At 70.9% G+C, this 24379-nt stretch carries 22 protein-coding genes and 1 pseudogene; 3 read left to right on the plus strand and 20 right to left on the minus strand.

The features are described from left to right. Positions 1–121: 121 nt before the first annotated feature. Positions 122–1007: pseudogene (locus IPT68_RS06550) on the plus strand (regulator); the annotation flags it as partial. 121 nt (positions 1008–1128) lie between these two features. Here IPT68_RS06550 and rpsD read toward each other — a convergent pair. The 5 genes from rpsD to IPT68_RS06575 all read right to left on the minus strand — a co-directional run bounded on the left by rpsD (position 1129) and on the right by IPT68_RS06575 (position 6306). Beyond that, complete coding sequence (rpsD, locus tag IPT68_RS06555; RefSeq protein ID WP_189699697.1) at positions 1129–1743, minus strand: 30S ribosomal protein S4; 615 nt, start codon at positions 1741–1743, stop codon at positions 1129–1131. A 342-nt stretch (positions 1744–2085) separates the two neighbouring features. Continuing rightward, the gene (locus IPT68_RS06560; protein ID WP_189699696.1) at positions 2086–3441 is read right to left on the minus strand and encodes a replication-associated recombination protein A; all 1356 of its coding nucleotides are present in this window, start codon (positions 3439–3441) and stop codon (positions 2086–2088) included. A 48-nt stretch (positions 3442–3489) separates the two neighbouring features. Continuing rightward, positions 3490–4146 carry a vitamin K epoxide reductase family protein gene (locus IPT68_RS06565; RefSeq protein WP_189699695.1) on the minus strand — a complete coding sequence of 219 codons (657 nt, stop codon included), beginning with the start codon at positions 4144–4146 and terminating at the stop codon, positions 3490–3492. 175 nt (positions 4147–4321) lie between these two features. Then, positions 4322–5584 (minus strand): histidine--tRNA ligase, encoded by a 1263-nt coding sequence (hisS, locus tag IPT68_RS06570; protein WP_189699694.1) that lies wholly within the window; start codon positions 5582–5584, stop codon positions 4322–4324. 11 nt (positions 5585–5595) lie between these two features. After that, positions 5596–6306, minus strand: a complete 711-nt coding sequence (locus IPT68_RS06575; protein ID WP_189699693.1) for an MBL fold metallo-hydrolase — start codon at positions 6304–6306, stop codon at positions 5596–5598. 179 nt (positions 6307–6485) lie between these two features. On the opposite strand from IPT68_RS06575, the gene IPT68_RS06580 reads away from it, so the two are divergent. Both IPT68_RS06580 and IPT68_RS06585 read left to right on the plus strand, forming a co-directional pair. After that, positions 6486–7301: a peptidylprolyl isomerase gene (locus IPT68_RS06580; protein WP_189699692.1), complete on the plus strand. Its 816-nt coding sequence runs from the start codon at positions 6486–6488 to the stop codon at positions 7299–7301. Positions 7302–7436: 135 nt separating this feature from the next. Continuing rightward, positions 7437–8666, plus strand: coding sequence for a DUF349 domain-containing protein (locus IPT68_RS06585; protein ID WP_189699691.1), 1230 nt, complete (start codon positions 7437–7439; stop codon positions 8664–8666). 96 nt (positions 8667–8762) lie between these two features. Here IPT68_RS06585 and IPT68_RS06590 read toward each other — a convergent pair whose 3' ends face one another. The 15 genes from IPT68_RS06590 to pgsA all read right to left on the minus strand — a co-directional run bounded on the left by IPT68_RS06590 (position 8763) and on the right by pgsA (position 24245). Continuing rightward, a complete protein-coding gene (locus IPT68_RS06590) occupies positions 8763–11294 on the minus strand; it encodes a RelA/SpoT family protein (RefSeq protein ID WP_189699690.1) in 2532 nt (843 codons plus the stop codon). Between the two features lie 503 nt (positions 11295–11797). Further along, the gene (locus IPT68_RS06595) at positions 11798–12337 is read right to left on the minus strand and encodes an adenine phosphoribosyltransferase (RefSeq protein ID WP_189699689.1); all 540 of its coding nucleotides are present in this window, start codon (positions 12335–12337) and stop codon (positions 11798–11800) included. Further along, a complete protein-coding gene (gene secF / locus IPT68_RS06600; RefSeq protein WP_189699688.1) occupies positions 12334–13449 on the minus strand; it encodes a protein translocase subunit SecF in 1116 nt (371 codons plus the stop codon). Before secF ends, IPT68_RS06595 begins: the two co-directional genes overlap by 4 nt. Before the next feature lies 1 nt (position 13450). Continuing rightward, positions 13451–15220 carry a protein translocase subunit SecD gene (secD, locus tag IPT68_RS06605; RefSeq protein WP_189699687.1) on the minus strand — a complete coding sequence of 590 codons (1770 nt, stop codon included), beginning with the start codon at positions 15218–15220 and terminating at the stop codon, positions 13451–13453. A gap of 131 nt (positions 15221–15351) precedes the next feature. Further along, complete coding sequence (locus IPT68_RS06610; protein ID WP_229818455.1) at positions 15352–15786, minus strand: preprotein translocase subunit YajC; 435 nt, start codon at positions 15784–15786, stop codon at positions 15352–15354. 210 nt (positions 15787–15996) lie between these two features. Further along, complete coding sequence (gene ruvB, locus IPT68_RS06615) at positions 15997–17067, minus strand: Holliday junction branch migration DNA helicase RuvB (protein WP_189699685.1); 1071 nt, start codon at positions 17065–17067, stop codon at positions 15997–15999. An 85-nt stretch (positions 17068–17152) separates the two neighbouring features. Then, positions 17153–17758: a Holliday junction branch migration protein RuvA gene (gene ruvA / locus IPT68_RS06620; protein WP_189699684.1), complete on the minus strand. Its 606-nt coding sequence runs from the start codon at positions 17756–17758 to the stop codon at positions 17153–17155. After that, positions 17755–18300, minus strand: coding sequence for a crossover junction endodeoxyribonuclease RuvC (ruvC, locus tag IPT68_RS06625; protein WP_189699683.1), 546 nt, complete (start codon positions 18298–18300; stop codon positions 17755–17757). Before ruvC ends, ruvA begins: the two co-directional genes overlap by 4 nt. Positions 18301–18438: 138 nt before the next feature. Continuing rightward, positions 18439–19191 carry a YebC/PmpR family DNA-binding transcriptional regulator gene (locus IPT68_RS06630; protein WP_189699682.1) on the minus strand — a complete coding sequence of 251 codons (753 nt, stop codon included), beginning with the start codon at positions 19189–19191 and terminating at the stop codon, positions 18439–18441. A 48-nt stretch (positions 19192–19239) separates the two neighbouring features. Further along, complete coding sequence (pdxT, locus tag IPT68_RS06635) at positions 19240–19848, minus strand: pyridoxal 5'-phosphate synthase glutaminase subunit PdxT (protein ID WP_189699681.1); 609 nt, start codon at positions 19846–19848, stop codon at positions 19240–19242. 13 nt (positions 19849–19861) lie between these two features. Then, positions 19862–20710, minus strand: coding sequence for a pyridoxal 5'-phosphate synthase lyase subunit PdxS (gene pdxS, locus IPT68_RS06640; RefSeq protein ID WP_229818454.1), 849 nt, complete (start codon positions 20708–20710; stop codon positions 19862–19864). Positions 20711–20887: 177 nt separating this feature from the next. Continuing rightward, on the minus strand, positions 20888–21430 hold the full coding sequence (locus IPT68_RS06645; RefSeq protein ID WP_189699679.1) for a LemA family protein: 543 nt from the start codon (positions 21428–21430) through the stop codon (positions 20888–20890). A gap of 39 nt (positions 21431–21469) precedes the next feature. Continuing rightward, the gene (locus tag IPT68_RS06650) at positions 21470–22633 is read right to left on the minus strand and encodes a glycosyltransferase family 4 protein (protein ID WP_189699678.1); all 1164 of its coding nucleotides are present in this window, start codon (positions 22631–22633) and stop codon (positions 21470–21472) included. Then, the gene (locus tag IPT68_RS06655; protein ID WP_189699677.1) at positions 22630–23565 is read right to left on the minus strand and encodes a phosphatidylinositol mannoside acyltransferase; all 936 of its coding nucleotides are present in this window, start codon (positions 23563–23565) and stop codon (positions 22630–22632) included. The genes IPT68_RS06650 and IPT68_RS06655 overlap by 4 nt, the downstream gene beginning before the upstream one ends. Further along, on the minus strand, positions 23562–24245 hold the full coding sequence (gene pgsA / locus IPT68_RS06660) for a phosphatidylinositol phosphate synthase (protein WP_189699676.1): 684 nt from the start codon (positions 24243–24245) through the stop codon (positions 23562–23564). Before pgsA ends, IPT68_RS06655 begins: the two co-directional genes overlap by 4 nt. Between the last annotated feature and the right edge of the window lie 134 nt (positions 24246–24379).

A 24379-nucleotide genomic window follows, 5' to 3' on the forward strand; every position in this document is an offset into this window, starting at 1 on the left:
GTCGTGCACCGAGCCTATCGCGCCGGGGCTTGCGCTCCGTACCGGATTACGGGCGCGGTCGGGGCGGAGTTGCGGGAAGCGATTGTACGCGCCGAACACGGTTCAGTACGCTCCGTGCCCCTTGCCGTCTTCCCACCGCGACGGCGGGCCCGCGCCCGGCAGTCTTCCTCTGGAACTGGACGCGTTCGTGGGACGGTCGGCCGAACTCGCCGGGCTGGTGCGGGCACTGAGAGCCTCCCGGCTGGTCACCGTCACCGGGACCGGCGGCGTCGGCACGTCGCGGCTCGCGGCGCGGGCCGCCGCCCGCTCCGCGCCGCCCGGCGGGGCGTGGCCCGTGGATCTGGCGCCGGTCCGCGACCCGGAGTTCGTCGAGTGCGCGGTCGTGGAGGCGCTGGGGCTGACCGACCACACCACGCGGCTGCCGCGCGAGACGCTCCTCGCCCATCTCGCCGCCCACCGGCTGCTGTTGGTTTCACGGGTTCGAGCACCTGCTGGAGGCGTGCGCCTCGCTGGTGACCGAGCTGCTGCGGCGGGTGCCGGGAGTGCGGGTGCTCTCGGTGGGGCGCAGACCGCTCGGGGTGGCCGGTGAGCGGCTGTTCCCGCTGGCATCCCTGGGCGAGGCGGAGGCGGCCCGGCTGTTCGCGGACCGCGCCGCGCAGCAGGGGGTGGCACGCGGCGACGACCGGACGGTACGGGAGGAGTGCCGGCGTCTGGACGGCATCCCGCCGGCGATCGAGCCGGCGGGTCGGTGTTCGCCGGCGCGTTCGACCTGGAGGCCACGGAGTAGGTGTGCAGCGGCGGCGGACTGCGCGCCGACGACGTCCTCGACGTGCTGACCGAGCTGATCGCACAGTCCGTGGTGGCCCGCGAGCCCGTCCGGAGTGCGCTACCGCATGCCGGACACAGTTCGCGCGTACGGCGCCGAGTGGCTGGCGGCGGCCGGCGACGAGGACCGGCTGCGCGGACGGCACCGCGACTGGTACGCGGGCCTCACCACCTGGTGCGAGCCGGGGCCGCGCGGGCCGGTGCGGTGGACGCGGGGCGTGGCCCGCATGCGCGAACCCGCCGCCTCGCCCGCCCGGAAGGGCGGGGAGACGGCGGGCTGATGCGCGGGTGTCTGCGTCCGGGTCAGCGGGCGTAGTACTCGACGACGAGCTGCTCGTCGCAGATCACCGGGATCTCCTTGCGGTTCGGCTCACGGTCCAGGCGGAACGCCAGGGCCTTGAGGTTCACCTGGAGGTAGCGCGGGGTCTCGCCGTCGGGGGCGAAACCACCCTCGCGGGCGATCGAGAAGAGGGTCTTCTCGCGGCTGCGCTCGCGGACCATCACGACGTCGTCGGGACGGACACGGAACGACGGCTTGTCGACCTTCTGGCCGTTGACCTCGATGTGGCCGTGAACGACCATCTGACGGGCCTGGTAGATGGTGCGGGCGATGCCCGAACGCAGGACCAGGGCGTCGAGACGGCGCTCGAGCTCCACGATCAGGGCCTCACCGGTCTTGCCCTGGACCTTGGAGGCACGCTCGTAGGCACGGACCAGCTGGCGCTCGGAGATGTCGTACTGCGCGCGCAGACGCTGCTTCTCCAGCAGACGGACCTTGTAGTCCGAGTTCTGCTTGCGGCCACGGCCGTGCTCACCGGGCGGGTACGGACGGGCCTCGAAGTACTTGACGGCCTTCGGGGTCAGCGCGATGCCGAGGGCACGCGACTTCTTGACCTTGGGGCGGGACTGGTTCGCCATGGAACCGAACACCTCGTGTTTCTTTGCGAAGACGGCTTCACCAGGGTTAGGGGAGGTCGCATCCGCAGCCGGGGAAACCCCACGGGTCCGATGACGGACCTGCCGGGCAGCCGCTCCCCTGGTCTGGGCACATACGTGCAGCACGCGAGTGGCCCACCGACCGCTCCGGGACTCCGGGTGGTGGTGGGCGGCCCGCGACACCGTTCGCCGGTGCGCGACGCTCCTGGAGATCCCTGCCCGGGGGCCGGGTTCTCCGGCTGGATGTCCCGTTCTGGTGGTGCCGGCTCCTCTTTCGAGGCACCGGGCACGGGACGCAGCGCTTCGCGCAAGTCTACAGGGTGTTCAGGACCGCTTACGACCGAGGTGTTTCCTGGTCCACTCGACGGCGTCCGCGTACCGCGCCTCCGCCCCGTGCCGGGTGGGCGTGTAGTACTCCCGGTCCTTGAGGGCGTCCGGCGCGTACTGCTGCTCGGCGATGCCCTCGGGCAGGTCGTGCGGGTAGAGGTACCCCTGCCCGTGCCCGAGCTTGCCCGCGCCCTTGTAGTGGGAGTCGCGCAGGTGGGCGGGCACCGGCCCCGCGAGCCCCTTCCGCACGTCGTCCACAGCCGCGCCGATCGCGGTCGTCGCGGCGTTGGACTTGGGCGCCAGGGCGAGGGCGATGGTGGCGTGGCTGAGGGTGAGGGCGGCCTCGGGGAAGCCGATCATGGCCACGGCCTGGGCGGCGGCGACCGCGATCGGCAGGGCGTTCGGATCGGCCAGGCCGATGTCCTCGCTGGCGGAGATCATCAGTCGGCGCGCGATGAAACGAGGGTCCTCGCCGGCCTCGATCATCCGGGCCAGATAGTGCAGCGCGGCGTCGACGTCGGAGCCGCGGATCGACTTGATCAGGGCGCTGGCCACGTCGTAGTGCTGGTCGCCGTCGCGGTCGTACGTCACCGCGGCGCGGTCGACGGTCTCCTCGAGCGTCGTGAGGCCGATCTCGCTCTCGCCCTTGTCCAGGGCGGCCCCGGCGGCGGCCTCCAGAGCGGTCAGGGCGCGGCGGGCGTCGCCGCCGGCGATCCTCAGCAGGTGGGCCTCGGTGTCCTCGGGGAGGGTGACGGCGCCGTTCAGGCCGCGTTCGGCGGTGACGGCGCGCCGGACGAGGCCGCGCACGTCGTCGTCGGTGAGGGGTTCGAGGGTCAGCAGCAGGGAGCGGGAGAGCAGGGGGGAGATCACCGAGAAGTACGGGTTCTCGGTCGTCGCCGCGATCAGCGTGACCCAGCGGTTCTCGACGGCGGGCAGGAGCGAGTCCTGCTGGGCCTTGCTGAAGCGGTGGATCTCGTCGAGGAAGAGGACGGTCTCCTTGCCGAAGCCACCGGTGGCGCGGCGGGCGCCGTCGATGACCGCGCGGACCTCCTTGACGCCGGCGGTGATCGCGGACAGCTCCACGAACCGCTTGTTGGTCGCCTTGGAGACGACGTACGCCAGGGTCGTCTTGCCGGTGCCGGGCGGGCCCCAGAGGATCACCGACGACGGGCCCGCCGGTCCCCCGGCGCCTTCCCCGACCAGCCGGCGCAGGGGTGAGCCGGGCTTCAGCAGGTGCTGCTGGCCCACGACCTCGTCGAGGGTGCGCGGGCGCATGCGCACCGCCAGGGGACTCGCGGTCGGGTCCTTCTCCTGGCGTTCTTCGGCGGCGGCGGTGAACAGGTCGGGCTCCACGCCAGAAACCCTAAATCACCGCACTGACAACGCCGGCCGGCCCCGGCCTCAGGCCCAGAGCTGGCTGCCCCAGCGGGTCAGGATCAGCATCACGATGATGCCGACGTGCGTGACCGGCAGCACCCAGGTGAACTCGGCGAAGAACCGCTTCAGCCCGTCCGTTGCCGGCAGGAAGCCGTTGCGGACGTTGAACGAGGTCACGTACCAGAACATGACGATCGTGGCGACCCAGGCCAGCGAGCACCACAGGCACAGCGCGTTGATCCGGTACAGCGACTGGAACATCAGCCAGGCGCAGAAGACGACGCCGAAGAGTGTGCCGGCGTTGAAGGTGAGCCAGTACCAGCGCGGGAAGCGGGCGCGGGCCAGCAGGCTCATGCCGACGCAGATCACGATGCCGTAGGTGACCAGGCCCAGCATCGGGTTGGGGAAGCCGAAGGCGGAGGCCTGGGCGCTCTCCATGACGCTGCCGCAGGAGACGATCGGGTTGAGGCTGCAGCTCGGCGTGAACGTCTCGCCCCGGGCCTTGGCTTCGAGGATCTTGAACTTGTCGAGCGTGATGACCCACGCGGCGAGCAGGCCCGCCGCGCCAGTGATCACCAACAGCAGGGCGAAGGCCCGGCTGCCGCCGACCGTGCGCGGCTCGGCGGCGGCGCTGCGCGGCTCGGGCTCGGTGGAGACGTCCTTGACTGTCGTCTTGCTCATCACGCCGATTCCGTCAGTTGAGGGGAGACCTGCTTCCGGCAGGGGACATTGTGCCGCACGCGCGCGTAAGTCCACCGTTCGCTGCACATAAGGACGTACCGGCCGCCGATCGGTTCCGGACACGCGTGCGGGTGCCGGGTGCCTCGTGGGACCTCCGGCGCCCGCACGGACGTGGTCAGCCGAGGCGGGCTTCCAGTTCGGCCACGATCTCGTTGACGCCGACGGCGGTCTGCTCGCCGGACGCCATGTCCTTGAGCTGGACCACGCCCTCCGCGAGGTCGCGTTCGCCGGCCACGATCGCGTAGCGGGCACCGCTGCGGTTGGCGCTCTTCATGGCGCCCTTGAGGCCCTTGGCGCCGTAGGAGAAGTCCGCGGCGACGCCCTGCTTGCGCAGCTCGGTGACCTTGGCGAACAGCACCCGGCGGGCCTCCTCGCCGAGCGGCACCGCGAACACGCTGGTGGCGGCGGGCAGTTCCAGCTCGATTCCCTCCGCCTCCAGGGCGAGCACCGTGCGGTCGACGCCGAGGGCCCAGCCGACGGACGGCAGCGCGGGGCCGCCGATCATCTCGGACAGGCCGTCGTAGCGGCCGCCGCCGCCCACCGCGGACTGCGAGCCGAGGCCGTCGTGGACGAACTCGAAGGTGGTGCGCGTGTAGTAGTCCAGTCCGCGTACCAGCTTCGGGTCGTCCTCGAAGGCGACGCCCGCCGCGGTGATCAGCTCGCGGACCTCCTCGTGATAGGCCTTGCAGGCGTCGCAAAGGTAGTCGCGCAGCAGCGGGGCGTCGGTGAGCTGCTTCTGCACGTCCGGGCGCTTGTCGTCGAGGACGCGCAGCGGGTTGATCTCGGCGCGGCGCAGGGTGTCCTCGTCGAGGTCCAGGCCGCGGAGGAAGTCCTGGAGGGCGGCCCGGTAGACGGGACGGCACTCCTTGTCGCCCAGGCTGTTGAGCAGGATGCGGAAGTCGCTCAGTCCCAGCGAGCGGTACGCCTGGTCCGCCAGGATGATCAACTCGGCGTCCAGGGCAGGGTCCTCGGCCCCGATCGCCTCGGCGCCGACCTGGGAGAAGTGGCGGTAGCGGCCCTTCTGGGGGCGCTCGTAGCGGTAGTAGGAGCCGGAGTACCAGAGCTTGACCGGCAGGTTGCCCGCCTTGTGGAGGTTGGCCTCCAGAGCGGCGCGCAGCACCGACGCCGTGCCCTCGGGACGCAGGGCGAGCCTGTCGCCGCCCTTGGTCTCGAAGGCGTACATCTCCTTGGTGACGATGTCGGTCGACTCACCGACGCCGCGCGCGAACAGCTCGACGTTCTCGAAGCCGGGCGTCTCGATGTAGCCGTAGCCGGAGTTGCGCAGCGGGGCGGCGATCGCCTCGCGGACGGCCAGGAACTTGGCGCTGTCCGGCGGGATCAGGTCGTACGTGCCCTTGGGGGCCTTGAAGGTGCTCACGGAAGTTCTCGTCACATTCCTCGTCGGGGAGCCTGCTGAGCATCTCCCTGGCCGGCGGCCACCTGCCGCAGATACGGGTTGGTGGCGCGTTCCTGGCCGATGGTGGTCTGGGGGCCGTGGCCGGACAGCACCACGGTCGAGTCGTCGAGCGGCAGGCACACGCGGGCCAGCGAGTCGAGCATCTCGGCCATGTCACCGCCGGGCAGGTCGGTGCGTCCGATGGAGCCGGCGAAGAGCAGATCCCCGGAGAAGAACACGGACGGGACGTCCGCGGCCTCGGGCATCCGGAAGGTCACCGACCCCTTGGTATGGCCCGGCGCGTGCGCGACGGAGAACTGCAGCCCCGCCAGCTCCAGCTTCGTTCCGTCGGCCAGCTCCCTGACGTCGTCCGGCTCCCCCACGGTCAGCTCACCCATGAGCGGCGTCCCGACGGACAGGCCGATGGCCTTCGCCGGGTCGCTCATCATGTAGCGGTCCTCGGGGTGGATCCAGGCCGGTACGTCGTGCGCTCCGCAGACCGGGACGACCGAGGCCACGTGGTCGATGTGCCCGTGGGTGAGGACGACGGCGACGGGCTTGAGCCGATGCTTCTTCAGTGCTTCCTCGACTCCGGGGGCCGCCTGATGGCCCGGGTCGATGATCACGCACTCCTCACCGGCGGCGGGGGCGACGAGATAACAGTTCGTCCCCCAGGCCCCGGCGGGGAACCCGGCAATGAGCACGATCGTCCTTCGTTGTGTCGATTCGGCGGACTCGGCGACGGCTGCGCCTGACGTCAAGAGCCTACCGGCGCTGCCGATTCCTCAGCGAACCCATATACGGTACGGGGCACACGCAGGCGGTCGTCTCACCAGACGCACGCGTACCGGTCGACGTTCTAGACGCATGAGGAGTAAATCCGGTGGTCAGCCAGGAACAGCGGCGGCGTCAGCTCGCCCGGGAGAAGTTCTTGCGGCAGCAGCAGCGGCGCACCGACGCCCGGCGCAAGTCGCGCATGCGCAACGCCGTGATCGCTTCGGCGCTCGGCGTGGTCCTGATCGGCAGCCTCGCGCTGTACACGACCGGCGTGCTCAAGGACGACGACAAGACCAACGCGGCCGCGGAGGTCACGCAGAGCGCCTCGCCGTCGAAGGCACCGGACCCGTGCGACAAGCCGGCCGCGGGCAAGGTCGCGTCGGAGACCTGGAAGAAGGAGCCGGCGATGACCATCGACAAGTCGGCCGACTACACGATGAAGCTCGCGACGACGTGCGGTGACATAGACGTCGCCCTGAAGGCGTCGGCGGCCCCGCACACGGTGAACTCGTTCGAGTTCCTGGCCGGCAAGGGCTACTTCGACCACACCAAGTGCCACCGGCTGACCACGAACGGGATCTACGTGCTCCAGTGCGGCGACCCGACGGGCAGCGGCAGCGGGGGTCCCGGCTACACGATTCCGGACGAGAACCTGAGGGACAAGAGCCTCAAGGACCACGTCTATCCCGCGGGAACCGTCGCGATGGCGAACACCGGCCAGCCGAACTCCGGCGGCAGCCAGTTCTTCCTCGTCTACCAGGACAGTGAGCTGCCGCCCAGCTACACACCGTTCGGAACGGTTTCCGAGTCCGGCATGACGGTTCTGAAGAAGATCGCCGACGCCGGAGAGAACACCGGAGCGGGTGACGGAGCCCCGAACGCGACGGTTGTCATCAACAAGGCAACCATCACGAAATCCTGACCGCCAACTGCGTAATTTCGGTCGCGCGGGATGCGGACAGGCAACCCGCCGGTCGCCTATGTTGGCCGTGACGAAACTGTGGACGATGCCCGGGGGAGCTGAGGCCCCCCGCAGGCATCATGTGGAGGAGGCGCTGTGAGCAGCGACCCGTGGGGCCGCGTCGACGAGACGGGGACCGTGTACGTGCGTACGGCCGACGGCGAGCAGGTCGTCGGTTCCTGGCAGGCCGGCTCCCCCGAGGAAGCGTTGGCCTACTTCGAGCGCAAGTACGAGGGCCTGGTTGTCGAGATCGGCCTCCTCGAGAAGCGAGTGCAAACCACCGACCTGTCGGCGAAGGACGCGACGGCGGCCATCGACCATCTGCGCGAGCAGGTCGACGCGCACCACGCGGTCGGCGATCTGGACGCGCTGCGGGCCCGGCTGGACAAGCTCGTGCGGACCGTCGAGGCGCGCCGCGAGGAGCGCAAGGCGCAGCGGGCGCGGCAGACCGACGAGGCCCGGCACGCCAAGGAGGCGCTGGTCGCCGAGGCGGAGGACCTGGCCCAGTCCGACCAGTGGCGGGCGGCCGGTGAGCGGCTGCGGGCGCTGGTGGACACGTGGAAGGGGCTGCCCCGGCTGGACCGCAAGTCGGACGACGAGCTGTGGCACCGCTTCTCGCACGCCCGGTCGGCGTTCTCCAAGCGCCGCAAGGCGCACTTCGCGCAGCTCGACGCGCAGCGCGAGGAGGCTCGCAGGACCAAGGAGCGGCTGGTCGCCGAGGCCGAGGAGCTGTCGAGCTCGACGGACTGGGGCCCGACGGCCGCGCGCTACCGCGAGCTGATGGCGGAGTGGAAGGCGGCGGGCCGCGCCCAGCGCGAGCACGAGGACGACCTGTGGAACCGCTTCCGCGGCGCCCAGGACGTCTTCTTCGCCGCCCGCAGCTCGGTCTTCGCCGAGCGGGACGCGGAGCAGGCGGAGAACCTCAAGCTCAAGGAGGAGCTGGCCGAGGAGGCCGAGAAGATCCTCCCGGTCACCGATCTGAAGGCCGCGCGTGCCGCCTTCCGCTCGGTCAACGAGCGCTGGGAGGCCATCGGCCATGTGCCGCGCGACGCCCGGCCGAAGGTCGAGGGCCGGATGCACGCAGTGGAGCGGGCCATCCAGGAGGCCGAGGAGGCCGAGTGGCGCCGGACGAACCCGGAGGCACGCGCGCGTGCCGAGGGTCTGACGGGCCAGCTCCAGGCCGCGGTCGACAAGCTCCGGAAGCAGATCGACCAGGCGCGCGCCCAGGGCAACAACGCCAAGGCCGACAAGCTCGAGAAGGAGCTGGAGGGCCGCCAGGCACTGCTGGACCAGGCGCTGAAGGGCCTGCAGGAGTTCGGCGGCTGACGCGCACGCCCCCTCATGACGACGGGCCCCGTACCGAGAGGTACGGGGCCCTTTGTCGTACGTCAGGCGATCGGCGGGCTGCTTCTCGCCGGGCCTCTACGACCGGCTGCGCGCCGACGTCACCCGGTACACGTCGTAGACGCCCTCCACGCCCCGGACGGCCTTCAGGACGTGGCCGAGGTGCTTCGGGTCGCCCATCTCGAAGGTGAAGCGCGAGGTGGCGACCCGGTCGCGGGAGGTCTGGACGGCCGCGGAGAGGATGTTGACGTGCTGGTCGGACAGCACGCGCGTGACGTCCGACAGCAGCCGGGAACGGTCCAGCGCCTCGACCTGGATGGCGACCAGGAAGACCGACGACTGGGTCGGTGCCCACTCGACGTCGAGGATGCGCTCGGGCTCGCGCGACAGTGACTCGACGTTCACACAGTCGCTGCGGTGAACCGATACGCCACTACCTCGCGTGACGAAACCGATGATCGGGTCGCCGGGGACGGGCGTACAGCAGCGGGCCAGCTTGACCCACACGTCGTCGACGCCCTTGACGACCACACCGGGGTCGGCGCTGGTGCGGCGCTTGCGGCTGCGTCCGCGCGCGGGCGGCACGCTCTCGTCGATCTCCTCGGTGGCCGCCTCCTCGCCGCCGAAGGCCTGGACGAGCTTCTGCACGACGTTCTGCGCGGAGACATGGCCCTCGCCGATCGCCGCGTACAGCGCGGAGATGTCCGGGTAGCGCATCTCGTGCGCGAGCGTGACGAGGGAGTCGCCGGTGAGGATGCGCTGGATCGGCAGGTTCTGCTTGCGCATCGCGCGGACGATCGCGTCCTTGCCCTGCTCGATCGCCTCGTCGCGGCGCTCCTTGGAGAACCACGCCCGGATCTTGTTGCGGGCGCGCGGCGACTTCACGAAGCCGAGCCAGTCGCGGGACGGACCCGCGCCGGCTGCCTTGGAGGTGAAGACCTCCACCAGGTCGCCGTTGTCCAGGGTGGATTCCAGCGGTACGAGACGGCCGTTGACGCGCGCCCCGATGGTGCGGTGACCGACCTCCGTGTGGACGGCGTAGGCGAAGTCCACGGGGGTGGCACCCGCCGGGAGCGCTATGACGTCACCCTTCGGGGTGAAGACGAAGACCTCGTTGCGGGAGAGGTCGAAGCGCAGCGACTCCAGGAACTCGCTGGGGTCCTCGGTCTCCTTCTGCCAGTCGAGGAGCTGCCGCAGCCACGCCATGTCGTTGATGGCGTCCTTGTCCTTGCCGGACGCCCTCGGCACGTCGGTGCGCACCTTCGAGGCGCCGGCGACGGCCTCCTGCTTGTACTTCCAGTGCGCGGCGATGCCGTACTCGGCGCGGCGGTGCATGTCGAACGTGCGGATCTGCAGTTCGACCGGCTTGCCGTTGGGCCCGATCACCGTCGTGTGCAGCGACTGGTACATGTTGAACTTGGGCATCGCGATGTAGTCCTTGAACCGGCCGGGGACCGGGTTCCATCGCGCGTGCACGGTGCCGAGGGCCGCGTAGCAGTCGCGGACGGTGTCCACGAGGACGCGGATGCCCACCAGGTCGTAGATCTCCGCGAAGTCACGGCCTCGGACGATCATCTTCTGGTAGACGCTGTAGTAGTGCTTGGGCCGGCCGGTGACGGTCGCCTTGATGCGGGCGGCGCGCAGGTCCTGCTGCACCTCGTCGGTCACTATGGCCAGGTACTCGTCACGCTTCGGTGCCCGCTCGGCCACCAGCCGTACGATCTCGTCGTACATCTTGGGGTAGAGGATCGCGAAGGCGAGGTCCTCCAGCTCCCACTTGATGGTGTTCATGCCGAGGCGGTGGGCGAGGGGCGCGTAGATCTCGAGGGTCTCGCGCGCCTTCTTCTCCTGCTTCTCGCGCTTGAGGTAGCGCATGGTGCGCATGTTGTGCAGGCGGTCGGCGAGCTTGATGACCAGGACGCGCGGGTCCTTGGCCATGGCGACGACCATCTTCCGCACGGTCTCCGCCTGCGCCGCCTCGCCGAACTTGACCTTGTCCAGCTTGGTGACGCCGTCGACGAGCAGGGCGACCACGTCGCCGAAGTCGCGGCGCAGGTCCTCCAAGCCGTACTCGGTGTCCTCGACGGTGTCGTGCAGCAGGCCGGCCATGAGGGTGGCCGGATCCATGCCCAGCTCGGCGAGGATCGTCGTCACCGCGAGCGGGTGGGTGATGTACGGGTCGCCGCTCTTGCGCTTCTGGCCGCGGTGCCAGCGCTCGGCGACCTGGTAGGCCTTCTCGATCTGCCGCAGCGTCGACGTCTCGATCTTGGGGTCGTTGCTGCGGACTATACGGAGCAGCGGCTCCAGGACCGGGTTGTACGGGTTGGCGCGCTGCACGCCGAGGCGGGCCAGGCGGGCGCGGACGCGGTTGGAGGAGGCGGAACGCGGCGTCTGGGGTGTCGCGGCGGGGCGGATCGGGGCCGTCTGCGCGGAGCGCTCGGGAGGGGCGGGCTTGGGACGCGACTGCTCGGCGGCCTTCGCCACGGGCGCCGACTGGGCGTGCTCGACCGACCCGCGGGTGTCGCTCTTCGTGTGCTGCGCGGGCTGGGCCGCGGAGTCCGAGGCGCGCTCGGGCTTGGCGGCGGTCAGGTGCTGGGCCTCGTCTGGCAAGAGGGCTCCTCGTGCGCGATCCGGGTCCCCCGGTCAGGCTCCGGAGACCCCATGGTAGCGATCCTGGGCTCCAGGATCGCCTTCAGGCCGATGTGAGGGCCGTGTACCCCGGGAACGCTCGGGACGGCCCGCGGATTCCTCCACCACACCTCTACGGTGTCACACACCTTGCGCACGCCTTTCCTGTGCATGTCAGGCAGCTTGCGAACGCCCTGCACGGGCTCGTCGCAGAGCTTGCGCGCGGGTGGTCGGGGCGGGGTCCGGAGTCGGGTGCGGATGAGGGGCGAGGGGGCGGAGGGCGGGGCAAGGGGAAGGCGCCGGACGCCCGGGGCGAGGGGCGACGTGCTGGACACGAGACGGGGGCGGCCAGGAGCGAGGGGCCGAAGACGACGGGGCCTGGCACGCGATACGACGTGCGAGGTGCGACGAGGTGCGAGGTGCGCACAACGGCGGAGGCGCCCCTCGGGTCGGTGAGGGGCGCCTCCGGCGGGATTGTCCCGTCGTCACACCGTGAGGAGGGCCTCCAGCGGGGCTCCGGCCAGCGCCGCCTCCAGGCGGGCACGGCCGTTCAGGAAGGCCAGCTCCATGAGGACGGTCACGCCCGCGACCTGGGCGCCGGCCCGACGGATGAGCTCCAGGGAGGCCTCCGCCGTGCCGCCGGTGGCGAGCACGTCGTCGACGACCAGCACGCGGTCGCCCTCGGTCAGGTCCTCGGCGTGCACCTCGATCTCGGCGGAGCCGTATTCCAGGTCGTACGCCTGGCGCAGCGTCGCGCCGGGGAGCTTGCCCGCCTTGCGCACGGGGATGAAGCCGACGCCCGCGCGGACGGCGACCGGGGCACCGAGGATGAAGCCGCGGGCCTCCAGGCCGACGACCTTGGTGGCGCCGGTGCGCTCCACGGTCTCGGCCAGCGCGTCCGTCAGCGCGGTGAACGCCGCCGGGTCCGCCAGGAGCGGGGTGATGTCCTTGAACATCACGCCCGGCTCCGGGTAGTCGGCCACGTCACGGATGCGGCTGAGCAGCAGCTCCTGGATGTCGGTCATCGCCGCTTCCCCGAGGGTCGGCCGCGCCCGCGGGTGCGGGGCGCGGGCTGGTCGCGCGGGCCGACGACCGCGGGAGCGGCGTCCTCAGGATGGTCGTCGAACGGAGCGCCGGCGTCGTCGACGGCGACCGTCTCGCCCCGGTCGGCGCCCTGGGCCCGCTTGGCGAGGACCCGCTTCCTGAGCGCCTTCAGCTGCGGCTCGCGTTCCTTGAGGTCGGCGACGAGCGGCGTGGCGATGAAGATCGAGGAGTAGGCACCCGCCGCGAGGCCGACGAACAGCGACAGCGAGATGTCGTTGAGCACGCCGGCGCCGAGCACACCGCCGCCGATGAACAGCAGGCCCCCGACCGGCAGCAGCGCGACCACCGTGGTGTTGATCGAGCGGACCAGGGTGCTGTTGATGGACCGGTTGGCGATGTCGCTGTAGGTCCAGCGGGTCTGCTTGGTGATGTCCCTCGTCTGTTCCTTGAGGCTGTCGAAGACGACGACCGTGTCGTACAACGAGTAACCGAGGATGGTCAGCAGACCGATCACCGTGCCCGGCGTGACCTCGAAGCCCACGAGGGCGTAGATGCCGACGGTGATCGTGATGTCGTGGATCAGGGCGACGAACGCCGCGACGGCCATGCGCCACTCGAACGCGATCGCCAGATAGATCACGACGAGGACCAGGAAGATCCCGAGGCCCTGCCAGGCCTTGTTGGCGATCTGCTCGCCCCAGCTCGGGCCGACCAGTTCGGCGTTGATCTTCTCGGCGTCGACCTTCATGTCCTCGGCCAGCGCCTGGTTGATCCGGTCCGCCTGGCCCGTGTCGATGCCCGCGATCTGGATGCGGAGGCTGCCGTTGCCGAGCTGCTGGACGATCGCGTCGTGCCCGGAGGCCTCCTCCGCGAACTCCTTGGCCTGGGAGACCGAGACGGACGTCTTCGGCGTGGTGAAGACCGCGCCGCCCTGGAACTCGATGCCCATGTTCAGGCCGCGCACCGCCAGGCCGACGATGGCCGTGATGGTGATCAGGATGGAGATGCCGTACCAGATCTTGCGATTGCCGACGAAGTCGTAGCCGACCTCGCCGCGGTGCAGTCGGGCGCCGAGGTTGCCGAGCTTCGACATCTCACGCCTCCTTCGTTTCGACGGGGCCAGCGGCGGGACGGCGGGTGCGGCGCAGCGGCGGCCGGGCACCCAGGCGCTTGGGGTCTAGGCCGGACCACGGGTGGCCGCTCGCGAAGAACTTCCGGCGGGCCATGAGCGTCAGCAGCGGCTTCGTGAACAGGAACACGACCACGACGTCGAGCAGGGTGGTCAGGCCGAGCGTGAACGCGAAGCCCTGGACCTTGCCGACGGTGACGATGAACAGCACCGCGGCGGCCAGGAACGACACGAAGTCGGAGACCAGGATGGTGCGCCGGGCGCGCGGCCAGGCCCGCTCGACGGCGGGGCGCAGCGAGCGGCCCTCGCGGATCTCGTCGCGGACCCGTTCGAAGTACACGATGAACGAGTCGGCCGTGATGCCGATGGCGACGATGGCGCCGCACACGGCCGGCAGGTTCAGCGCGAAGCCGATGGCCGGGCCGAGCAGCGACATGATCACGTAGGTGAGGGCGGCGGAGACGATCAGCGAGAGGATCGCGATGAACGACAGGCCGCGGTAGTACACCAGCAGGTAGATCACGACGAGGGCGAGACCGATGGCGCCCGCGATCAGACCGGCCTGCAGCTGGTCGCCGCCGAGGGCCGCGGTCACCGTGGTGACGCTCTCCTCGCGGAAGGTCAGCGGCAGGGCACCGTACGACAGCATGTTGGCGAGGCCCTGGGCCTCCTCCTGCGTGAAGCTGCCGGAGATCTCGGCGTTGCCGCCGGTGATCGACTGGCTGACGTACGGGCTGGAGACGACCTCGCCGTCGAGGACGATGCCGAACTGGTTCTGCGGCGACTGGTTCTGCGCGAGCTTGCCGGTGATGTCGGCGAACTTCTTGGCACCGGCGGAGGTGAAGTCCATCTGGACCTTCCAGCCGGCGCCGCTCTGCGTGTCGTAGACGGCCTGGGCGTCGTCGACCTCGGTGCCGTCGACCGCGGCCGGGCCGAGCAGGTACTTGTACCAGACGCCCTGGATCTCGCCGCAGCCCACGGTGGAGTCGGTGGGCTTGGCGCCCTCGCCGGTGGTGGCGCGGACCGACTCCTTGGAGCAGTCGAGCGCCGCGTACTGCGCCTGGAGCTTGCCGTCGGCGTCGCCGGTGGCGCTGCCGCTCGCCGAGGGGGAGGCGCTGGGCGAGGCGGAGCCGGACGACGAGGGGGAGGGGTCGGCCTTCAGGGCGTCCGTGACGGCGCGGCCCTGGGTGGTGGCGCCGGCCGAGGGCGTGGCGCCCTGGCTCGCCGAGTCCGAGGCCGAGGCCGAGGGGCTCTCCGAGCCGGTGGCCTTGTCCGGGTCGCCGGAGGACGAGGCGCTCGGCGAGGGGTTCGTCGTCGCGCTGCCGCCGGAGGGCTCGGTGGCCAGGACCGGGCGGAAGTAGAGCTTGGCAGTGGTGCCGACCTGTTCCCGGGCCTGCTGCGAGTTGGTGCCCTTGGGAATGTTGACGATGATGTTGCGGTCGCCCTGCGTCTGGACCTCGGCCTCGGAGACGCCCAGACCGTTGACGCGGCGCTCCATGATCTGGACCGCGGTGTTCATGTTGGTCGGGTTGATCGCGGCCTCGTTGCCGTTCTCGGGCACAGCCCCGAGCGTGATGCTCGTACCACCGGCCAGGTCGATGCCGAGACGCGGAGTGGTGTGTCCGGAGGCGAACATTCCCCCGGTGAGCGCCACGATGGCGATCAGGATCAGGGCCAGCGAGCGCCATGGCTTGCTCTGAGCGCTCGAGCTCCGGCCCTTATTAGGTGCTGCCACCTTCTCGTACTCCCTCTCGGGCCGCCTCACTCCGGGTCAGCGGGCGGACGGCCATGACGTGGTGTCGGGATCCCGTGCGGGATGCGCATGTCCCGGGCACGCGAGCCCGGCCCGCGCACTCCGGGACATGACTACTTCGCGTCGGCGTCGCCGTCGGTCTTCTTCGGCTCCTCGTCCCGCTTCGCCTCGGCGGGCTCCTCGGCCGCGTCCTTCTTGCCGAGGTCGACGGACTTCTCGTCGGAGGGGGCGGCGTCGACCGTCGCTTCGGTCTCGGTGAGGGAGGAGGCGTCGTCCGGGACGGTGTCCGCGTCGGCCTTCAGGTCGTGCTCGATGCCGTGCACGATGCGGTTGTACTCGTCGTCGGAGAGCACCGCGCCGATGGAGTTCTTGGCGAAGAGGAGCTCGACCCCGGGACCGGCGTCGACGAGGACCGTGTCCTCGTTGACCTCCTTGACCGTTGCGTACATGCCCCCGATGGTGCGCACGCCGGAACCGGGCTGCATCTGGTTCCGCATGTCGACGGCCTGCTGCTGCTTCTTCTTGGCCGAGCGGGTCATCAGGATCATGGCCCCGATGAGCACGATGAACGGGAGGAGGGTCACGAGGCTATTCACGGGACAGTTTCCTTCGCACGACCGCGCAGATGGGCGGCCTGTTGGATGGGGGTGTGTCAGCCGCCGGAGAAGGCGGCATCGGCGGAGTCTAAGCGAGTCCGTGCGCATGGAACAACGCTCAGCATGGCACCCGGGTTCCTGGTCCGGCCAATGCCCTCGCCGTCACGCCCCGAACAGGTCCTGTTGTCCGTTTCCCGCGGCGCCGGAGCGGGGCGGGGTCAGGCCGAGATGCTCCCAGGCCGCGGGGGTGGCGACCCGGCCGCGCGGGGTCCGGGCGAGCAGTCCCTCCCGGACGAGGAACGGCTCGGCGACCTCTTCGACGGTCTCGCGCTCCTCCCCCACCGCGACGGCGAGCGTGGACAGACCGACGGGTCCGCCGCCGAACAGCTTGAGCAGCGCTTCGAGCACGGCGCGGTCGAGGCGGTCGAGCCCGCGGGCGTCGACCTCGTAGACCTGCAACGCCGCCGCCGCGATGTCGCGCGTGATGATCCCGTCGGCCTTGACCTGCGCGTAGTCCCGGACACGGCGCAGCAGCCGGTTGGCGATCCGGGGCGTGCCCCGGGAGCGGCCGGCAATCTCGGCGGCGCCGTCGGTGTCGATATCGACGTCGAGCAGGGTCGCCGAGCGGTGGATGACCCGCTCCAGTTCGGCGGGCTCGTAGAACTCCATGTGCGCGGTGAAGCCGAAGCGGTCGCGCAGCGGGGGCGGCAGCAGGCCCGCGCGCGTGGTGGCGCCGACCAGGGTGAACGGGGGCAGCTCAAGGGGGATGGCGGTGGCGCCGGGGCCCTTGCCGACGATGACGTCGACGCGGAAGTCCTCCATCGCCATGTACAGCATCTCCTCGGCGGGCCGGGACATGCGGTGGATCTCGTCGAGGAAGAGGACCTCGCCCTCCTGGAGGGAGGACAGGATCGCGGCCAGGTCGCCGGCGTGCTGGATGGCGGGGCCGGAGGTGATGCGGATGGGGGCGCCCATCTCGGCCGCGATGATCATGGAGAGGGTGGTCTTGCCGAGGCCGGGAGCGCCGGAGAGCAGCACGTGGTCGGCGGTGGCGCCCCGCGCGCGGGCGGCACGCAGCACGAGGTCCAGCTGCTCGCGGACCTTCTCCTGGCCGATGAACTCGTCCAGGTCCTTGGGCCGCAGCGCGGCCTCGACGGCCTGGTCCTCACGGTCGGCGGACGCACCGACGAGCCGCTCGGGGGCGGGGGTGTCGGTCGAGTCGTCCCAGTTCATGGAGTGTGCCTCGGGTGGTTGCGCGGTCGGGTGGTCGTGCGGTGGGTGATGTCCGGCCGTTCTGGTGCGAGCGGCCCCGCCTGTTTCAGCGCGCTCGGTTCAGCGTCTGCAGGGCCGCCTTCAGCAGCTGGCCCACTTGAGGCGTGCCCTCGGCGGCCTCCGCCTGCGGCGTGACGGCGGCGACCGCCTCGTCGGCCTCGCGGGTGGCGTATCCCAGGCCGATCAACGCGGCGTGCAGCTGGTCGCGCCAGCCGTTGCTGACCGGGGCTCCCACGGCGGGGGCGCCGACGGGCGCGCCCAGGCGGTCCTTCAGCTCCAGCAGGAGCTTCTGCGCGCCCTTCTTGCCGATGCCGGGAACGGCGGTGAGCGCCTTCTCGTCGCCGGTCGCGACGGCGCGGCGCAGGGCGTCCGGGGTGTGCACGGCGAGCATGGCCTGGGCGAGCCGGGGGCCGACCCCGCTCGCGGTCTGCAGCAGTTCGAAGACCTGGCGCTCGTCGTCGTCCGCGAAGCCGTACAGCGTCAGCGAGTCCTCCCGGACGACGAGGGAGGTGGCGAGCTTGGCGGGGTGGCCGACACGGAGCTTCGACAGCGTGTCGGGCGTGCACTGCACGGCCATGCCGACGCCGCCGACCTCGACCACCGCGGTGTCGGGAGCGAGGGCGGCGACCGTGCCGCTGACGAAGGCGATCATGCCGTACGGCCTTTCGATGCGGTTGCTTGTGCTGTGTGCAGGGCGACGGCCTGCTGGAGCCGGTTCTGGGCCGGGGCGCGCCAGATGTGGCAGATGGCGAGCGCGAGGGCGTCGGCGGCGTCGGCCGGTTTCGGCGGCGCGTCGAGCCGCAGCAGCCGGGTGATCATGGCGCCGACCTGAGCCTTGTCGGCGCGTCCGGAGCCGGTGACGGCGGCCTTGACCTCGCTGGGGGTGTGCAGGGCGACGGGGATGCCGCGGCGGGCGGCGCAGAGCATGGCGACGGCACTGGCCTGGGCCGTGCCCATCACCGTGCGCACGTTGTGCTGGCTGAACACCCGCTCCACGGCGACGCATTCGGGCCGGTGCTCGTCCAGCCACCGCTCGATGCCCTGCTCGACGGCGACCAGGCGCTGTCCCAGCTCCGCGTCGGCCGGCGTGCGAACGACCCCGACGCCGAGCATGGTCAGCGGGCGTCCGGCCACCCCGTCCACGACGCCGACCCCGCACCGGGTCAGTCCCGGGTCCACACCCAGTACGCGCACCCCGCCCCTCCTTCGATCTCCCAGCTCCGCTGGGCGGTACCCCCAGTTCGTGCAGGCTATCGGGTGCCACCGACAACGCGACGGGCCGACGGGTGTGTCCCGTCGGCCCGTGGAGCACGCTGGAGTCCGCTCGCGGCCCTACGCGTCGACCTTCTCCATGATCTCGTCGCTCACGTCGAAGTTGGCGAAGACGTTCTGCACGTCGTCGCTGTCCTCCAGCGCGTCGATCAGCTTGAAGATCTTCTTCGCGCCCTCCTCGTCCAGTTCGACCTGCATGGTCGGGACGAAGTTGGCCTCGGCGGAGTCGTAGTCGATGCCGGCGTCCTGCAGGGACGAGCGGACCGCGACCAGGTCGGTGGCCTCGCTGAGCACCTCGAAGGACTCACCGAGGTCGTTGACCTCCTCGGCGCCCGCGTCGAGGACGGCGCCCAGGACGTCGTCCTCGGTCAGCTCGCCCTTGGGGACGATGACGACGCCCTTGCGGTTGAACAGGTACGACACCGAGCCCGGGTCCGCCATGGAGCCGCCGTTGCGGGTCATGGCGACGCGGACCTCGGAGGCGGCGCGGTTGCGGTTGTCGGTGAGGCACTCGATGAGCACCGCGACGCCGTTCGGGCCGTAGCCTTCGTACATGATCGTCTCGTAGTCGGCGCCACCGGCCTCCAGGCCGGCGCCGCGCTTGACCGCGGAGTCGATGTTCTTGTTCGGGACCGACGACTTCTTGGCCTTCTGGATGGCGTCGTACAGTGTCGGGTTGCCCTCGGGGTCCGCACCGCCCATCCGGGCCGCGACCTCGATGTTCTTGATCAGCTTCGCGAAGAGCTTGCCGCGCTTGGCATCGATCACGGCCTTCTTGTGCTTCGTCGTGGCCCATTTAGAGTGGCCGGACATCTGCCTGTCTCCTTCGCGTAACCCATCTCTGCAACGACGCCAGAGATCCTACAAGGACTCCGCCGTCCGGTTCGCTCGCACCATGTCGACGAACAGGCTGTGCACGCGGTGGTCGCCGGTCAGCTCCGGGTGGAACGACGTGGCGAGCACGTTGCCCTGGCGGACCGCGACGATGTGACCGTCGTGCTCGGCGAGCACCTCGGCCCCGGCGCCGACGGACTCGACCCAGGGGGCGCGGATGAAGACGCCCTCCACAGGATCGCCCGTGACGCCCTTGACGTCGACCGCCGCCTCGAAGGACTCGTTCTGCCGTCCGAAGGCGTTGCGGCGCACGATCATGTCGATGCCGCCGATCGTCTCCTGGCCCGAGCGCGGGTCGAGGATCTTGTCGGCCAGCATGATCATGCCCGCGCAGGTGCCGTAGACGGGCATACCGTCCCGCACGCGCGCGCGGAGGGGCTCCATCACGCCGAACAGGACGGCCAGCTTGGAGATGGTCGTGGACTCGCCGCCGGGGATGACGAGGCCGTCGACCTCGGCGAGCTCTTCGGGGCGCCTGACCGCCCTGGCCACGGCGTCGGCCGCGGCCAGGGCGATGAGGTGCTCCCGTACGTCGCCCTGGAGGGCCAGGACGCCGATGACGGGGGTGTCGCTCATGGGATCCAGTGCCTTACCAGCCGCGGTTGGCGTAGCGCTCGGTCTCGGGGAGGGTGTCGCAGTTGATGCCGACCATGGCCTCGCCGAGGTTGCGGGACGCGTCGGCGATGATCTTCGGGTCGTCGTAGAAGGTGGTCGCCTTCACGATGGCGGCGGCGCGCTTGGCCGGGTCGCCGGACTTGAAGATGCCGGAGCCGACGAAGACGCCCTCGGCGCCGAGCTGGCGCATCAGCGCGGCGTCGGCGGGGGTGGCCACACCGCCGGCGGAGAACAGCACGACCGGCAGCTTGCCGAGCTCGGCGACCTCCTTGACCAGCTCGTACGGGGCGCGCAGCTCCTTGGCGGCGGCGTACAGCTCGTGGTTGTCGTAGCCGCGCAGGCGGGCGATCTCGTTCTTGATCTGGCGCAGGTGGCGGACGGCCTCGACGACGTTGCCGGTGCCGGCCTCGCCCTTGGAGCGGATCATGGCCGCGCCCTCGGCGATCCGGCGCAGGGCCTCACCGAGGTTGGTGGCGCCGCAGACGAACGGGGTGGTGAAGGCCCACTTGTCGGAGTGGTTGACCTCGTCGGCCGGGGTGAGGACCTCGGACTCGTCGATGTAGTCCACGCCGAGCGACTGCAGGACCTGGGCCTCGACGAAGTGGCCGATGCGGGACTTGGCCATGACCGGGATCGAGACGGCGTCGATGATGCCCTCGATCATGTCCGGGTCGGACATGCGGGCCACGCCGCCGTCCTTGCGGATGTCGGCCGGGACCCGCTCCAGGGCCATGACGGCGACGGCGCCCGCGTCCTCGGCGATCTTCGCCTGCTCCGGCGTGACGACGTCCATGATCACGCCACCCTTGAGCTGCTCGGCCATGCCGCGCTTCACGCGCGCGGTGCCGGTGGCGGGGGCCTGGTTTTCGGAGAGCGTGCTGGACACGGGTGACCTCGCTGAAGGGAAAGAGGGTTTCTGCAAACACCGAGGAAACGGGAGATGTGCAGGCCACAGCAAGGGCCAATGTGCAGCCGGTGGATCGTTTTGCCGTACGGCCGGCTAGGCGGCCCGGTCCACCAGGGCAGCCGGTGGCTGGTCGTCCATCTCGAAGGCCATGGGGAAGGGGGCGTGGCCGGCCAGCCGGAACCAGCGCACCTTGCGGTGCTCGCGCAGCCTGCGGGCGGCTCCCACCGCGTCGTTGTGGAAGCGCCGGGCCATCGGCACCCGGCGCACCGCCTCGGTCAGTTCCCGGGCCGCCGCCTCGCCCCCGGGCGCCTCCCGGACCGCCTCGACCTGCTGCGGCTCGGCGAACACCGCGCGCAGGGCCTGGCTCAGCTCGCTCTCGGCGACCTCTCGCTGCTCCTCCTCGGCCTGCCGGGCCGCGTGCGCGGCCTCGTACAGGACGATCGAGGCGGCCGGGTCGAGCACCCCGGAGGTGGCCAGTTCCTGCGCCACGGACGCGCGGCGCAGCAGCTGGGCGTCCAGGGCGGCGCGGGTGGCGTCGATCCGGGCGTGCAGCCGGTCCAGCCGGCCCGCCGTCCAGCTCAGGTACACGCCGACGGCGATGAGGGCGACGAGGATCCAGATGAGGGTTGCGGTCACGGGCGGCAAGGCTACCGGGGTGCCCTCCGGGGCGATCGGTCAGTCGCGGGCCAGCCCGAACCGCCCCCACAGTCCGACGGAGCGGTCGTCGGCGGCGACCGCCGTGGTCCCGTCCGTCACCGTCTCGTAGACGGAGAGGATGTCCGCGCCGACCGTCGACCAGTCGAACCGGCGCACGTGCGCGCTGCCCCGCTCGCGCAGTTCCTGTCGCCGCCCGGGGTCGCCCAGCAGTCGCAGCGCCGCGTCGGCCAGCGCGTCCGCGTCCTCGTTGGCGAACAGCTCCCCCGCCGCGCCCTGGTCGAGGACCTGCGCGAAGGCGTCCAGGTCCGAGGCCAGCACGGGCGCGCCCGCCGACATCGCCTCGACCAGGATGATCCCGAAGCTCTCGCCGCCGGTGTTGGGCGCCACGTAGAGGTCGACGCTGCGCAGGAAGCGGGCCTTGTCCTCGTCGCTCACCATGCCGAGGAACTCCACCCGGGAGCGCAGCTCGGCCGGCAGCGACTCGACGGCCTGCTCCTCGTCCCCGCGGCCGGCGACCAGCAGCCGCGTCTGCGGCCGCTCGGCGAGAATCTTCGGCAGCGCCTGCATGAGCACCGGCAGGCCCTTGCGGGGCTCGTCGATGCGGCCGACGAAGCCGATGGTGTCGCCCTGCCAGTCGGGGTGGGGCTCGGCCTTGGCGAAGAAGTCGACGTCGACGCCGTTGGGGATCACGACGGCGTCCCCGCCGAGGTGCTCGACCAGGGTGCGGCGGGCGTACTCGCTGACCGCGATCCGGGCGCTGATCTTCTCCAGCGCCGCCTGCAGGATCGCGTACGCGGCGATCATCGCGCGTGAGCGGGGGTTGGAGGTGTGGAAGGTGGCGACGATCGGGCCCTGCGCGGCCCAGCAGGTCAGCAGACCGAGCGACGGGGACGCCGGTTCGTGGATGTGGATCACGTCGAAGGCGCCGTCGTGCAGCCAGCGGCGTACCCGCGCGGCCGACAGGAAGCCGAAGTTCAGCCGGGCCACCGAGCCGTTGTACGGCACCGGGACCGCGCGGCCGGCCGAGACGACGTACGGCGGCAGGGGCGTGTCGTCGTCGGCGGGGGCGAGGACGGACACCTCGTGCCCGAGGCGGATGAAGTACTCGGCCAGGTCCCGGATGTGGAACTGGACGCCGCCCGGCACGTCCCAGGAGTAGGGGCAGACGATGCCGATTCTCACGTGGTCCCCTTCGCGGAACCGGGCGCCGGGCGGTCCTTCGCCGGGTCGAGGTCCTTCAGCCACAACCGCTGCAGCATGTGCCAGTCCTCCGGATGCTCGGCGATCCCCGAGGCGAAGGCGTCCGCCAGCGCCTGTGTCATGACGGACGTCTTCTCGGCGCGCGTACCTGACTGCGGTACCTCGACCGGGGGGTGCACGCGACCGCGCATGGCGGGTGCGGTTTCGTACCAGAGCGTCACCGGCAGCAGCACGGCGCCGGTCTGCTGGGCCAGCAGGGCCGGTCCGGCCGGCATCCGGGCGGTGTCGCCGAAGAACTGCACCTCGACCCCGGACGCGGACAGGTCGCGGTCGGCGACCAGGCAGACCAGGCCGCCGTCACGCAGCCGCCGGGCCAGGGTGCCGAAGGTGGAGCCGCCGCTGTGCGGCAGGACCTCCATGCCGAGGCCCGAGCGGTAGGCGACGAAACGGTCGTAGAGCGTCTCCGGCTTCAGGCGCTCGGCGACCGTGGTGAACGGGATGCCCAGCGCGGTGGTGAGCCAGGCGCCGGCCAGGTCCCAGTTGGCCAGGTGCGGCAGCGCCAGGACGACGCCCTTGCCCGCGGCCATGCCGTCGGTCAGCAGGTGCAGGTCCTCGGCGTCGAAGGAGTTCCTGACGCGGTCGGCGTTCCAGGCCGGCAGCCGGAAGGACTCCATCCAGTAACGCAGGTACGAGCGCATGCCCGCGCGCGACAGCTCGGCGAGCCGCTGCGGGGTCGCTTCGGGCACCACGCGCGCGTAGTTGCTCTCCAGCCGCTCCACGCCCTTGCCGCGCTGCTTCCAGGCCAGGTCGGCCACGGTGTCACCCAGCCGCACGGCCACCGGCTCGGGAAGCCGCTTCACGGTGCTCCAGCCGAGGCCGTACAGGGCATCCGTCAGGGTGTCCCGCGCGCTCATTTGGCCGTCTCCCTCCCCTGGGAGGCGTTGTCGGCCTTTCCGCGCTCCGCCGCCTCCGCCTCGGCGGACTCCCGGCGGACGGTGACGACCCGCTGGATCAGCGTGATCAGGCTGCCCACGGCGACGAGCCACAGGGCGATCGGCAGCAGCACGTCGATGCCCGGCACGCCGAACGCGTGCAGGCCCGCGAGCCCGGCCGCGACCAGGGAGATCACCAGGCGCTCGGCCCGCTCCACGAGCCCGTTCACCGCGACCGGCAGGCCGATCGACTCGCCGCGCGCCTTGGTGTACGACACCACCTGCCCGCTGGCCAGGCAGAAGATCGAGACGGCGCACAGGACGAGGTTGTCGCCGCCACCGGCGTACCACAGGGCGAAGCCGCCGAAGATCGCGCCGTCGGCGACCCGGTCCAGCGTGGAGTCCAGGAAGGCGCCCCAGCGGCTGGAGCGGCCCAGCTGGCGGGCCATGTTGCCGTCGACGAGGTCGGAGAAGACGAACAGGGTGATGACGACCGTGCCCCAGAAGAACTCGCCCCGGGGGTAGAAGACCAGCGCGCCCGCCATCACGCCCGCGGTGCCGATCAGCGTGACCGTGTCGGGGCTCACGCCCCGGCGGATGAGAAACGCGGCGAACGGTGTGAGGACACGCGTGAAGAATGCACGCGCGTACTTGTTCAGCATGGCCTTCCCGAGGGGTCGCTGGCGCCGCGCGGCCCCTGCTGGCCGTCGGCTGGCCCATCGTAGCCACGCGCGCGTGCGGGCGACCGCCCGGCACCCACAGCGGTCCGGGCCGTCAGGTTCATGGCCCGCAACCC

The sequence above is a fragment of the Streptomyces chromofuscus genome (assembly GCF_015160875.1).
Lineage (GTDB): Bacteria > Actinomycetota > Actinomycetes > Streptomycetales > Streptomycetaceae > Streptomyces > Streptomyces chromofuscus.